Origin of the sequence: Saccharibacter floricola DSM 15669 (assembly GCF_000378165.1) — a bacterium.
GTDB classification, from domain to species: domain Bacteria; phylum Pseudomonadota; class Alphaproteobacteria; order Acetobacterales; family Acetobacteraceae; genus Saccharibacter; species Saccharibacter floricola.
In genome coordinates this window covers 1-12,666 of the sequence record NZ_KB899336.1, presented here as the reverse complement: position 1 = coordinate 12,666, position 12,666 = coordinate 1, and the positions used below count along the sequence as shown (strand labels likewise).

General features: G+C 51.8%; 11 protein-coding genes. 6 read left to right on the top strand and 5 right to left on the bottom strand.

Annotated elements, in window-relative coordinates:
- Positions 1-121 precede the first annotated feature (121 nt).
- Complete coding sequence (locus F457_RS0104630; RefSeq protein ID WP_018979969.1) at positions 122-1,333, bottom strand: alginate lyase family protein; 1,212 nt, start codon at positions 1,331-1,333, stop codon at positions 122-124.
- Between the two features lie 151 nt (positions 1,334-1,484).
- Between F457_RS0104630 and F457_RS0104625 the strand changes: the two genes are divergently transcribed.
- Positions 1,485-2,102: a TIGR00645 family protein gene (locus F457_RS0104625; RefSeq protein WP_018979968.1), complete on the top strand. Its 618-nt coding sequence runs from the start codon at positions 1,485-1,487 to the stop codon at positions 2,100-2,102.
- Positions 2,102-3,706, top strand: coding sequence for an NAD(P)/FAD-dependent oxidoreductase (locus tag F457_RS0104620; protein ID WP_018979967.1), 1,605 nt, complete (start codon positions 2,102-2,104; stop codon positions 3,704-3,706). Before F457_RS0104625 ends, F457_RS0104620 begins: the two co-directional genes overlap by 1 nt.
- On the opposite strand, the gene F457_RS0104615 is transcribed toward F457_RS0104620, so the two are convergent.
- Both F457_RS0104615 and F457_RS0104610 read right to left on the bottom strand, forming a co-directional pair.
- The gene (locus F457_RS0104615; RefSeq protein WP_018979966.1) at positions 3,703-4,548 is read right to left on the bottom strand and encodes a fumarylacetoacetate hydrolase family protein; all 846 of its coding nucleotides are present in this window, start codon (positions 4,546-4,548) and stop codon (positions 3,703-3,705) included. The two genes, F457_RS0104620 and F457_RS0104615, sit on opposite strands and share 4 nt — an antisense overlap.
- Positions 4,549-4,565: 17 nt before the next feature.
- The gene (locus F457_RS0104610) at positions 4,566-5,783 is read right to left on the bottom strand and encodes an MFS transporter (RefSeq protein WP_018979965.1); all 1,218 of its coding nucleotides are present in this window, start codon (positions 5,781-5,783) and stop codon (positions 4,566-4,568) included.
- Positions 5,784-6,047: 264 nt separating this feature from the next.
- Here F457_RS0104610 and hemA point away from each other — a divergent pair, with 264 nt between their 5' ends.
- Positions 6,048-7,253, top strand: a complete 1,206-nt coding sequence (gene hemA, locus F457_RS0104605) for a 5-aminolevulinate synthase (protein ID WP_018979964.1) — start codon at positions 6,048-6,050, stop codon at positions 7,251-7,253.
- A gap of 30 nt (positions 7,254-7,283) precedes the next feature.
- On the opposite strand, the gene F457_RS0104600 is transcribed toward hemA, so the two are convergent.
- Positions 7,284-8,984 carry a ShlB/FhaC/HecB family hemolysin secretion/activation protein gene (locus tag F457_RS0104600; RefSeq protein ID WP_018979963.1) on the bottom strand — a complete coding sequence of 567 codons (1,701 nt, stop codon included), beginning with the start codon at positions 8,982-8,984 and terminating at the stop codon, positions 7,284-7,286.
- A 20-nt stretch (positions 8,985-9,004) separates the two neighbouring features.
- Entirely contained in the window at positions 9,005-9,730 is a 726-nt protein-coding gene (locus F457_RS0104595) for a hypothetical protein (RefSeq protein WP_018979962.1), read from the bottom strand.
- A gap of 258 nt (positions 9,731-9,988) precedes the next feature.
- Between F457_RS0104595 and F457_RS12170 the strand changes: the two genes are divergently transcribed.
- From F457_RS12170 to purF, 3 genes are all read left to right on the top strand, one after another.
- Complete coding sequence (locus tag F457_RS12170; RefSeq protein ID WP_018979961.1) at positions 9,989-10,285, top strand: hypothetical protein; 297 nt, start codon at positions 9,989-9,991, stop codon at positions 10,283-10,285.
- Positions 10,286-10,318: 33 nt separating this feature from the next.
- Positions 10,319-10,900 carry a CvpA family protein gene (locus F457_RS0104585; protein ID WP_018979960.1) on the top strand — a complete coding sequence of 194 codons (582 nt, stop codon included), beginning with the start codon at positions 10,319-10,321 and terminating at the stop codon, positions 10,898-10,900.
- A 97-nt stretch (positions 10,901-10,997) separates the two neighbouring features.
- The gene (purF, locus tag F457_RS0104580; RefSeq protein ID WP_018979959.1) at positions 10,998-12,440 is read left to right on the top strand and encodes an amidophosphoribosyltransferase; all 1,443 of its coding nucleotides are present in this window, start codon (positions 10,998-11,000) and stop codon (positions 12,438-12,440) included.
- Positions 12,441-12,666: the final 226 nt, after the last annotated feature.

Genomic DNA, 12,666 nt, shown 5'->3' with positions numbered 1-12,666 from the left:
ACGCTCTGCTCATGTGAAGACAGTAAGGAAGGCCATTAGGCGGTAGGGGGCTTACCTTTATATAAGGATGACCCTCCTAGAGGAGAACAACCATAAAAGAAAATGATCTTTTCAGATATGATCATTTCTCTAATGCATGGGCGGTCAAAAAGAGGAGCGATCCGTAGCCGAGTTGGTCGAATCCACCGCTATTGGGGCCATACTGCCCACCTCCACCTTCAATGGGGTTTTTCTCATAAATAGATGTAATTTCAGGAGCATTTTGGTGGAGGAGACGCATGTAATGTCCTTCGTACAGAGCCCAAATAGGGCGTAGCAGACCGCGCCCTTTGGGGGCGATATAGGGTTGGGTGACATCACTGTTATGATAGGGGGTATAGGGTACAGACATCCCGCTATTATAGCGTGCAACATAACGTGCTGCAGCGAGAAGACGATTCTGATCAGCTGCAAAAAGGTCATCCCCTTGAATCCAGGCCATCTGGCATAAGGTGCCTGCTAGACCTATTCCCATGAGAGTATGTCCTTGGTCTCGTCCAGCTTCCTGCCATTGGGCGAGGTGCTCTTGAGGGTAAAGCTTCCAAGCGGCTTGATGCAGAGCCCCATTCCCTTGACCGTGAAGGAAATAACCTTTTGCGAGGCGGTAGAGATCAGGATGGTCTGTGTAAATTCCAATGGCCATGAGCGCATTGAGAGTGGCGAGATCCCAATTCGCCCAATAATGATCAATGCTGGCGTGATTATGGGTGTGGAGGAACTCTTTATTCATGGGCACAAACACATGAAGGAGCATGTCCTTGAGTGTTTTCTGATCAGCAGGGGACCAGGCCGGGAAATCTCGTAATGTTTCAGCGGCTATGGCGAGCTGGTATCCGTAGAGCCCTGATGCCAGATATTTATCAGAGGTGCCGCCAATATGGTGCAGATGGCGTGCCCATGCGTTTAGGATGCGTGCCGCTGCTCCTCCTCGGGTTGTGTCTCCTGTGAGACGCCAATCAAGCGCGAGCGCATAGGCTGCGGCAGCATCGTTAAAGAGGGTAGCATAGTTTTCTTTAGGATGATGGGGAGCTGTGCCACGAATAAGAGTGTCAGTCGGGTGGGGGCTATAGGATGGTGCGTCATGTGAATTCTGGCGTAGTATCACAAATGTGCCATACCAAGGTTGTGCTTTCTGGGCGATGAGGCGGCGAATATCTTGGAGGTCTTTAGGAGTGTTTAAAGCTCCTAAATGTCTCATATGCTGATAGGTGTCTGCTTGTGCGTAGAGTGGGCGTGCATGACAGACAACAAGCAGAAGGCCAAGCAAAGCTGGGAAGTTTCGACACAGAAACATAAAGGATCACACAGCGACGGATCAGGTATAGGTTAGCATAGCCAGCCCTTAAGGTTTTTGCCCCTAAAACTCTGTTCATGATGGAGCATGAGAGGGGGTGTTTCGCTTTTTCCTTGATCGTTTTTACAGAGAGCCCCTAAAGAGACATCCTATGACAGAGCCTTCTCATTCTTCTTCCTCATCCGTATCGCCACACATGCCTCCTCAGGAAGAGGCGTCGCATGGGTCATCAATGGGCCGGTTAGAAAATCGGTTTGAGCGCCTCTTCTTTAGCACGCGTTGGCTTGTCGCCCCGATTTATGCCGGCTTGGTTGGTGGATTAGTGGTGGTGTTGGTTAAATTCATGCAGCTTATGGTGCATCTCGTTCTGCATTGTTTAAGCTTGGATTTTGATGACATGTCTGTTGCTGTATTGGACATGATTGATCTCGCCCTCTTGGCAAATCTTGTGCTGATTGTGATGTTCGCAGGCTATGAAAATTACGTCTCACGGCTCGATCTGCGCGATCATGTCGATTACCCGCGTTGGATGGGGCAGGTGACGTTTGGTGATATTAAGGTCAAGCTGATGGCCTCTATTGTGGCCATGTCTGCAATCCATCTTTTGGCTGATTTCCTCCGCCTCAATAGTATGACGAACAGGACACTCGCGTGGAGCGTGGGGATCCATATGGCCTTCGTTGTATCAGGTGTGCTGGTTGCTGTGATGGATAAGATTGCGGAACATAAACCCACACAGGGTGAGACGTCGCACTCGGAGAAACATTGATGATTCGTGTCAGCAACCTTGCTGTACCGCTTGACCATACTGATGAAGCACTGGAGCAGGCCCTAGCCGCGCGTTTAGGCGTGAAGGCTGAGGATGTGCGTGCGTATCATGTCTTTCGTCGTGGGCATGATGCCCGTAAACGTGGGCGGATTCAGCTGGTCTATACGCTTGATTGTGATGTGGCGTCAGAAGAAACGCTCCTTCAGAAACATCAGAAAGACCCTCATATTCGTCCCACTCCCGATATGCGCTGGGCGCCGCCTTCTATCGTGGGGCAGCTTACATCGCGTCCTGTGGTGATTGGTGCTGGGCCGTGCGGACTTTTGGCCGCCCTTGTTCTTGCCCAAGCGGGGCTGAAGCCGATCATTATTGAGCGAGGGCGTGCGGTGCGTAACCGCACAGCAGACACCTTTGCGCTCTGGCGAAAGTCGCTCTTTACCGCAGAGAGTAATGTGCAGTTTGGCGAAGGCGGCGCTGGCACTTTTTCAGACGGTAAGCTGTATTCGGGTGTGTCTGATCCGCGCTTTCTAGGGCGTAAAGTGCTGGAAGAGTTTGTAAAGGCGGGTGCGCCTGAGGAAATTCTCTATCTCTCTAAGCCTCATATTGGCACGTTTCGCCTCGTAACGGTGGTTCAGTCCTTGCGTGCGCAGATTGAGGAGCTGGGCGGTGAGTATCGCTTTGAGACGCGCGTTGAAGGCTTTGACACAGAGGGCGAGGGGGACGAACGGCGTCTTCGTGCGGTGTGCCTCTCAACAGGAGAAACGCTGCCTGCTGATCGTGTGATTTTAGCGGTGGGGCACTCAGCGCGTGATACCTTTGCGATGCTTGATACGCTGGGCGTGGAGATGAAAGCCAAGCCTTTCTCTATTGGGGTGCGCATTGAGCACCCGCAATCTGTGATTGATGTGGCGCGGTTTGGGCCGCAAGCAGGGCATCCTCTCTTAGGCGCTGCGGATTATAAGCTGGTTCATCATGCATCGACAGGGCGTGGTGTGTATTCCTTTTGCATGTGCCCGGGTGGGCAAGTGGTCGCGGCAACGTCAGAGGCCGAGCAGGTCGTGACCAATGGCATGAGCCAGTACTCCCGTGCGGAGCGGAACGCCAATAGCGGCATGGTGGTGGAGGTGCGCCCTGGGGTGGATTATCCCGACCATGCGTTAAGCGGTATTGCCTTCCAGCGACACTGGGAGAAGGCCGCTTTCCAAGCGGGAGGTGGGCGTTACTTTGCACCGGCCCAGCGTGTGGGGGACTTTCTCGCTGGGCGGGCATCCACGCAGTTAGGGAGTGTGGTGCCGTCTTATCAGCCGGGTGTGACACCAACAGATCTTGCGCGTTGCTTGCCTGATTGTGTCGTGGCAAGTTTGCGTGAGGCTCTTCCTCTCTTTGAGCGGAAGATTAAGGGCTATGCGATGGACGATGCCGTGATGACCGGTGTCGAAACGCGCACATCATCTCCCTTGCGGATTTCGCGTGATAAAACGGGCCAAAGTCCTACCTTGCGTGGGCTCTTCCCCGCCGGAGAGGGGGCCGGCTATGCGGGTGGCATTCTCTCTGCGGGGATTGATGGCATTCGCGTTGCGGAGTGGCTGGCGCAGTCTCTTTAACGTGCGGTGCGGATGAGCTTTTGGCGTTGCTCACCAAGCCCTTCAATGCCGAGCCGCACCTCATCGCCTTCCTGCAGCCAAAGTGGTGGTTTATGGCCCATACCAACCCCCGGGGGCGTGCCAGTCGCGATGATATCACCGGGAAGAAGGGTCATATACTGGCTGAGATAGGCGATGATCTGACGGACAGTGAAGATCATGGTTGCTGTTGAGCCCGACTGCCGTCGTGTGCCGTTGACATCTAGCCAGAGCTGGAGGTTCTGCGGGTCTGGGACGTCATCAGCGGTGACGAGGAAAGGGCCAGTGGGGCCGAAGCTGTCACACCCTTTCCCTTTGTCCCATTGTGATGACTGCATTTGGAAACGTCGTTCAGAGATATCATTGAACACGCAATAACCTGCGACATGATCAAGAGCGCTCTCCTCACTGACAAAGCGTGCCGTGCTGCCGATGATAACGCCAAGCTCGACCTCCCAATCCATTTGAGTGGCGTGTGGTGGGATGAGCGTTGGGTCATTGGCTCCGCAGAGTGCGGAGGGCGCTTTCATAAAAACGATGGGTTCTTCTGGGCAGGCGAGCCCCGCTTCGGCTGCGTGGTCGGCATAATTGAGCCCAATGCAGACACATTTAGACACAGAGCTGACGGGAACCCCAAAACGCGGCGTGCCGTGCACGAGAGGAAAAGAGGTTGGGTCTCTTTCAGCGATGCGTGCAAGGGCATGCGGGGCAAGGTTCTCTGGTGATAGATCGTTATACAGACTTGAAAGATCGCGGAGCTGCCCTTCTGGATCAATAAGGCCCGGCTTTTCAGAGTTACGCTCTCCATAGCGGCAGAGTTTCATAACGATGTCCTATCACGTTAGAATGATGGCATTTTCTTTGGCTTATAAGCGGTAATTCCAGCACTAATAGCGCTAGAGCCGAGCACCAGTGCTAATGCCGAGAGAGGCAAGCTGCTGACGGTGGGGCCAAGAGCAGGAATGATTCTTCCTGCAACACCTTGGCCGAGTGAACCGACGGCATAGCTGATTCCCATACCGAAACTGCGATGTTCTGACGAGAAGCGCAAGGAGAGATAATGAGGTACGAGAGCGAAGACGCCAGATGAAGCCGCTCCCATAATAAAGGCTGAGGCGAGAAGCACGCTCCATTGTGGCGCACAGAGGAAAGGCCACGCAATGAGCATTGTGAGGGCAATAGCGACCTGCATAACGCGTGTTTCACCAAAACGTTCCGCTAAAGAGCCGCAGGTTAGCTTCCCTAAAAATGAGCCAACGCAATAAAGTGTAACGGGCCAAAAGATGAGCTGCGGGGAGAGGTGATGGCTCCCGCGTAAAATGGTGGGGTAGAAGGTGTAGATAGCGGCCTTCTGGAATTCTAAAAAGCACATCAGAGTGATGGCCTGAAGCGCACTGCCACTCCATGAAAACGGTGGGGCTTGTGTTTTGGTCTTATGATGTTCAGCACGGCTGGCAAGCCAAACAGGGCTTTCTTTAACGCCGATACGGATAAAGATCGCCAAAAAGGCTGGAATAACGCCGATAAAGAAGAGCACACGCCAGCCATAGTGCGGCAAAATCAGTGCCTGCATTCCCGCTGCTGCAAGGTAGCCGACTTCATAGCCTGACATCATCAATGCAGACGCGCGGGAGCGCAGCGAAGCCGGCACAGTCTCCATGAGCAAAGCGGCTGAGGCTGTCCATTCGCCCCCAAAACCAGCGCCGAAGAGAAATTGCACGACCATCAACAGGATGACGGAATGGGTCATGCCCGTGAGGGTTGAAAAAACAGCAAACCATACGACGCCCAGCATAAAGGCAGGGCGGCGACCAAAACGATCGGCAAACCATCCCCATAGCGTGTTCCCTGTGGCACGCCCTAGGGCTTGGCTGAAGAGAACACCTCCCATGGTTGCCATTGTGCAGCCAAAGTCGCGTGCAATATCGGGCAAGGTGAACATGAGGGTTGTTTGGTCAAAAGCATCCAAAAACCATCCCAGAAAGGAGGCAAGAGTAACCTGCCAAAAGGGAAGAAGGCTTGGGCGGGAGGCCGTTGAGGAAGAGGACGCGGCTGTCATGGCACCTCTGAGAAAGAGACGATCAGATGATGTAGAAGAGGGGGCACATAAAGAGAGAACGTCTTATGGCTCTTGAAAGAGTATGAGATTAGTCCTCTTTTTAGGGTTGTAAACATGATCTGTTAGATTGCAAAGCGAATTCTGTATAAACAGAGATTGCTGCTATAGGGTATATTATAAGCAATACGCTCTTCTTATCCGCCCTCTCAATCTGATCCAGACGGATAAGGATAGCATGAAGAGCGTTAAGGAGATGTGAGCTGTATGAATTACGATACCATGTTCCAAGCGGCTCTTGATGAGCTGCATCGGGATGGAAGTTATCGCTATTTTGCGGAGTTGGAGCGTTATTCAGGGCGTTTCCCTCGGGCGTTTCATCATGGTATCGGGCGTGATGTAACGGTGTGGTGTTCCAATGATTATCTCGGCATGGGGCAACATCCAGACGTCTTGGCGGCTGTGCATAAGGCGTTGGATGAAAATGGTGCGGGCTCGGGGGGAACGCGCAATATTTCCGGGACGAACCATTACCATGTTGCGTTAGAAAAAGAGCTGGCTGCCCTGCATGGCAAAGAAAGCGCGCTTCTTTTTAACTCGGGTTATTTATCGAACTGGGTGGCATTAGGCACGTTAGCCGCGCGGCTAAAGGGGTGCGTGGTGCTGTCTGATGCTCTCAATCATGCCTCAATGATCGAGGGGATCCGTCATTCACGAGCAGAAAAGCGGATCTTCCGTCATAATGATCTGGATGACCTAGAACGTCACCTCAAAGAGCTTCCGGCTGATACGCCTAAAATTATTGCCTTTGAGTCGGTCTATTCGATGGATGGGGACATTGCGCCGATTGAAGAGATTTGCGATCTCGCTGATCGTTACGGGGCGATGACCTATCTTGATGAGGTTCATGCGGTCGGTATGTATGGCGCACAGGGTGGCGGTATTGCTCAAGAGCGTGGGCTTGAGCACCGTTTGACGGTTATCGAAGGGACGCTTGGCAAGGCTTATGGCGTTGTGGGCGGGTATATTGCTGCATCTACGGCCTTGTGCGACTTCGTGCGTTCTTTTGGTTCTGGCTTTATTTTCTCCACCTCTCTTCCCCCTATGGTGGCAGCAGGTGTGCTGGCCAGTGTGCGGCATTTACGCCAGAGCAGTGCAGAGCGTGACGGTCAGAAAAAGGCCGTTGCTTTGCTGCGTGAGAGGTTGGATCGGGCGCATATCCCTTACTTAAAGACGGATACGCATATCGTGCCGGTCATGGTGCGTGATGCCACCTTATGCCGGACGCTTTCTGACGAGCTTCTCAAGCGTTTTGGTCATTATCTGCAACCCATTAACTATCCAACCGTTCCTCAAGGAGAAGAGCGCTTCCGCCTGACGCCGGGGCCGCTTCATACGGAAGAAGAGCTTGATTCCTTGGTAGAGGCACTCTCTACCTTGTGGAAAGAGCACCAATTACCGTTAGCGGCCTAAACGCTTCTGGTAGGTGGGTCGTGGTTGGGGTTAAAAACCCGCCACGATCTGGAAGTCTGTAAACAAACCGCGTCGATTAGCTAGGTCATTGGTATGAATGCGGCGCAACCGATAGCCGGCATCGAAGGTGACATTAAGATAGCGGTTGAGGGCACTGTTTAGGTCAACGCCAAGGCTCGAGAGCGTGGCGGCCCGTGCGCCATTGCCGACATGTTTGACCTGACGATTATCAGCCCAATCCCAGAAGAAGCCGATCTTGTGACTGTCTTCAATTTGTGGAATTGACGTGATTTTTCCTAGCGAGAAGCTGGGAAGATAGATTTCTTCGCTGAAGCTGTTGCCGTTGCTTCCAAAAGACGTATTGGCAAAATAGCCACGAGCATTGCCAAGGCCACCAATCATCAATTGCTCACTATAGAGCAGGTTTTTAGATGCCCGTTGAAAGGTCACACGTGTCGTTGAAGACAAACCATAAGGCAGGGACTGGTTGCGTGTGAGGGCAAGGCGGTCATACACATATTGGGGTGTGGCAGATGGGAAAATGTCCCTATAATGTTTGCGAGAATCAAGGGCAGTGAAACCGCCGGGCCCGTAGAAGAATTGGTTATTAATTTGCGTTTGCCCCCACGGGTCTTGCAAAGAGCCATTATACCCAAAGACAAATTGATTCACGTCGGCTCGGGCACTAGAGCGCGGTGGAATATCGAGATCTTTATAATACTCAAATGAGCTTGATCGTTTCCAATCATACCCAATTTGAAAAGTTCCATCGATTCCGAGATATTTTGTTAGCGTGATATGGTTGATCATATGCAACCAGCGGATGGATAGCTGCTGTCCACCACCGCGATTGTTGATTTGTTGGTCGTTTGAAGTTGGTACGGAGATGGCGTAATTGCCAAAAATTTGAAGGGCGTTGCGGGATGTTAGCGGAATAGTCCAACTGGCAGAATGGTTGTTAAAGCGGCCCATCATCGTTCGGTTGAACTGATACGTCACGATATGGCCAAGGCCAAACGCATTGCCCCACGAGGCTCCGACATACCAGTTAAGGCGCCCTAAGGTTCGGTCAGCTTGGTTATTGACGGCCGCATAAGCATAGACAGGGAAACGGTCAGACACGTGAAGATCTACGTCAGTCACGCCCGGCTTATCGCTGGGGCGATAGACCATATCTACCGTATGGAAGGGGTTGAGGTTGAGCCAGTCTAGGTCTGTCTGTAGGGCTGTGAGGGCCATCGTTTGCCCGGGTGTCAGGCCACTATCACGACGGATTTGCCAGGCAGGCGTCCAATTATTGCCATGGACGGAAATATGCCCAAGCCGGTATTCTGTGACATCCAGATGCAGCACGCCGGCATGCACGCGCTGCGGTGGCACGTTGATGCTGATAAAGGCGCGGTCATGCTCACGAAAGAAAATAGCAATGGCCCCTGTGAGCTCATGCATTTTCTGGAAAGTGAGCGGTTTGCCGATAAAGGGTTGAATAATTTTGTAGAGCGATGGGGCTTGCGTGAGGTTAAGTCCCTCTGCTGACAAAGGCTGCTGCCCTGTTTGCTGGCCCGTATCGCCTGTAGGCTGTAGCACAACAGCACGTAGCGCTGGCAAAGCGACAGCATCGGACTTATCGGCCGCATGCGCTGTAGAGACCCCTGCGATGGATAAAAGCCCCACACATCCGTAGCGTAAGACTGAGAGAGGCCGTGACGTTTTATAAGAACGTGGCGACATAAACGGATCGTGCTCAACTCTCATGGTGTTGGTTGTGCAGGGGAGGATGGCTGTGCGGAGACTGTTGTGCTGGTGAGCTGAACGTCTCCTCCTTGAAGAGGGTGTGCGGTATCAGCGTCCTGTAAGGCGGCACGGTTTCCAGCAAGGGTAAAAATATTACCATCAGCAGAGGCTAGGGCAGAGGCAGCATCCATCGTAAGAGCCCTGTCGCTCGTACTGGCGCTTTTACAGGGTGATGGCAGTACGTAGAGCCCCGTAGGCGCAAAAGAGGCGCTTAAGGTAGCACGGCGGATAGTATGCGGGTGGTCAGAAAGGTCAAAAGCAGGAGCGGGCTGATCACTGACGCCAATGACGACCGTCTCAAACCCTTTACCGCGGTGCCCTAATGCAAAACGATATTTTGCATGAGAGGCTGGGGCTGCTTTGTTGAGAGGGGCCTGACAGCCTGGATTGACGATGAGGCCATTGGGGGCTGTGACTGTTCCATTAGAGGCAACATGGTAGATTTCACCCGTCGCTGTCGTTTGGCTTTTGATGCGAGAATGTCGGTTGCCGACAACACTATCAAGCATTGTATTGGCTGTTGTTGCGCTTCGTGCCCCGGGAGAATAGCCAGCAGCAGCTTCGCTTTGTCCATAAGCAGGCCTTGTTGCGAGTCCTGTGAAGGAAAGGCAAACGATGAGAAGAAAGCCCCCTAACATGACAAAAGGAGCAAAAGCGTTACTGATGACAGGGCGGTGCAGCATGGCAGGCTCTCATGGAAGTGCAATGAGGTACAAAGGAGCGCGACATTATAGAGGGTCTATGTAACCGATAAGACGTTAGAGAAATACTATCATTCTTTAATAAAAGAAAATAATTCCCTCATCAGAGTCGGCGTATCTTGCTCTTGTTATGCAAAGACGTGGCGTTTTTATGGTCAACAGGGAGGGTGACATGTTTTTAACGTTTGAACGCTGCTTATTGCCTTGTTTCATGGGGCAAGACGATCCATCATTGTAAGAATGACGGTAGCAACAGACAAAAATGCGGCTAAAAAAGCCCCAAAAGACGGGCCTGAAGAGTTTGCTGAGCAGGCTATGGATTGCCTCCTAGCCCTGTTACGTGACGATTCTTCGTCTTTAGCGCGTGATAGTGCAGATTTTTTAGTACAAATTGAACATGTATGGGCGCAACGTGATGTCTCCTCACGGGACGTATGGCATGAATTGATGGCGCGCATGGATCTGTCTGAAGAGCTGCTCCGTCGTGGGATCCGTGCACGAAAGGGGGGGCGGTATCGGTCAACGAAACTGCCTTAGAAGGATGTGTCACTATGAGAGGAAGTCCCATTGATGACCGGGGGCGACAATGGGGCGGCAGCGATAGCGCCAATAGCGCACCATATTCAGTCTCTGGGGGCTGCAGATGGTGTGCTATTGGCCGTTTTGGGCCTGTCTATGTTGGTTGGTCTGTGGCGCGGTTTTTCGCGTGAGACGGGAAATGTCCTCGTTTGGGCAGGGGCGATATGGCTGACTATCCGCTTTAATGCTGATGTGATCGCTATGATAGAACGTAACGTGGCGCCCAATTTGGGTGATAATCCGTTGTTCGTCTGGGGCGGACGTGGTGTCTTTTTCATCCTCACCTTAGCGTGTTTACAGCTCATTTCGCAGCAGGTTATTCGACTTACTCGTCATGCCTTATCGAGAGGAATCGACGCGGTCTTTGGGGCAGTCTTTGGAATAATCCGCGGATATGTCTTGCTTGTTGTTTTTTTTATGGCGATCGGATGGGTAGCGCCTAATTGGCTTGGAACCCTTGTGCAGGGGAGCCTTGGCGCCCCATATGTTATGCGTGGTGTTGGGGCTGTAGAGGCGTATATGCCGTCTTCTATGCGTCAAGACCTTGCTTTTGGGACAACAAGTAGCCATTGAAGGGGAGCTCTTGCCGACGTGGTAGGTTTCCCCTTCTGCTCGGTGTTGTTGGTGTCTCTTCTATAGGTGCGGGATTTTCCCGGCGGGTTTACCCTTAATGATGTCTTTGCCTGAGTCTTCCAGTCGTCCTTACGAGGAATGCGGTGTTTTTGGTGTGTGGGGGGTGCCAGATGCGGCGGCTCTTACAGCCCTTGGTCTGCATGCCTTGCAGCATCGCGGTCAGGAATCTGCGGGAATTGTAAGTTTTGATGGAAACGCATTCCATCAGCATAAAGGGCTTGGCCTTGTAGGTGAGGTGTTTGCCGACGGTGATGTTATGTCGGCTCTCCCAGGGCATGTCGCGATCGGTCATAATCGCTATGCAACGGCTGGCGGGACGCATGTGCGCAATGTGCAGCCTCTTTATGCAGATTATGCTTTTGGAGGGTTGGCCGTTGCCCATAACGGCAACCTGACCAATGCTAAAACACTACGCCAGGCTCTTGTTCGGCGCGGGTGTATTTTCCATTCAGCTATGGATACTGAGGTTTTTGTCCATCTGATTGCGATCTCCCTTTATAATACGGTGATTGATCGACTGATGGATGCGGCTAAGCAAGTCAAAGGGGCTTATTCGCTTATTACGTTGACACCCGATGATGGGATGATTGGCTTGCGTGATCCGCTTGGTGTGCGTCCGCTCGTTTTGGGGCGTATGCCTGGGTATGAAGAAGACAATGGTGGCTGGGTGCTCGCAAGTGAGACTTGTGCACTTGATATCATTGATGCTGAGTATGTCCGTGATGTTGAGCCCGGAGAAATCGTTGTTATTAACGCGGATGGTGTTAAATCACTAAAGCCTTTTGGTGACAAAGGACGGCGTTTTTGCGTCTTTGAGTATATTTACTTTGCTCGTCCTGATTCCATTTTGGAAGGTAAGTCTGTTTACGACGCTAGAACTCAGATTGGTCGTGAGCTCGCCCGTGAGAGTGCGATTGACGCTGATGTTATCGTGCCTGTTCCTGATTCCGGGGTGCCTTCAGCGCTTGGTTATGCAGCGGAAAGTGGGATTCCTTTTGAACTAGGGATTATCCGCAATCATTATGTTGGGCGTACTTTTATTGAGCCTACCGATCAGATCCGTAATTTGGGTGTGCGGATGAAACATTCAGCCAACCGCTCTGTGCTAGAAGGGCGGCGTGTGGTTTTGGTGGATGATTCGATTGTACGTGGCACAACATCCCGTAAAATTGTGGATATGGTACGTGCGGCAGGTGCGAAAGAAGTGCATATGCGCATTACGTCTCCGCCAACAAAGCATTCTTGTTTTTATGGTATTGATACACCTGAAGAAAGTAAGCTTCTTGCTGCGCAGCATAGTCTTGAGGATATGCGTAAAGCGATTGGCGTCGATACCTTAGCTTTTGTCAGTTTTGATGGTCTTTACCAGGCTCTAGGCTATAGTGATCGAAATGATGGCGGACGTAATTACTGTGATGCTTGTTTTTCAGGAGAGTATCCTATCACTCTAGTTGATAAAATGGGAAAACTTGTTCAATAGTCTGTCATATTTGTATTTTTATACCTTAATAATGCAATCCTATTCTATGGAATAGAATATTTCTGCATGAAATTTATCTTTCATTTAGATAAGGGTTGCATTCCTTAAAATTTTTTTTTACTTTTCCTATGCAAAGTGGCCAAAGTGGCCAAAGTGGCCAAAGTGGCCAAAGTGGCCAAAGTGGCCAAAGTGGCCAAAGTGGCCAAAGTGGCCAAAGTGGCCAAAG

Coding starts and splice junctions, on each gene's coding strand:
- F457_RS0104585 (WP_018979960.1), top strand. CDS start 10,319: ATGACCGGGGGCGACAATGGGGCGGCAGCGATAGCGCCAATAGCGCAC.
- F457_RS0104610 (WP_018979965.1), bottom strand. CDS start 5,783: ATGACAGCCGCGTCCTCTTCCTCAACGGCCTCCCGCCCAAGCCTTCTT.
- purF (WP_018979959.1), top strand. CDS start 10,998: ATGATGTCTTTGCCTGAGTCTTCCAGTCGTCCTTACGAGGAATGCGGT.
- F457_RS12170 (WP_018979961.1), top strand. CDS start 9,989: ATGACGGTAGCAACAGACAAAAATGCGGCTAAAAAAGCCCCAAAAGAC.
- hemA (WP_018979964.1), top strand. CDS start 6,048: ATGAATTACGATACCATGTTCCAAGCGGCTCTTGATGAGCTGCATCGG.
- F457_RS0104615 (WP_018979966.1), bottom strand. CDS start 4,548: ATGAAACTCTGCCGCTATGGAGAGCGTAACTCTGAAAAGCCGGGCCTT.
- F457_RS0104620 (WP_018979967.1), top strand. CDS start 2,102: ATGATTCGTGTCAGCAACCTTGCTGTACCGCTTGACCATACTGATGAA.
- F457_RS0104630 (WP_018979969.1), bottom strand. CDS start 1,333: ATGTTTCTGTGTCGAAACTTCCCAGCTTTGCTTGGCCTTCTGCTTGTT.
- F457_RS0104600 (WP_018979963.1), bottom strand. CDS start 8,984: ATGTCGCCACGTTCTTATAAAACGTCACGGCCTCTCTCAGTCTTACGC.
- F457_RS0104595 (WP_018979962.1), bottom strand. CDS start 9,730: ATGCTGCACCGCCCTGTCATCAGTAACGCTTTTGCTCCTTTTGTCATG.
- F457_RS0104625 (WP_018979968.1), top strand. CDS start 1,485: ATGACAGAGCCTTCTCATTCTTCTTCCTCATCCGTATCGCCACACATG.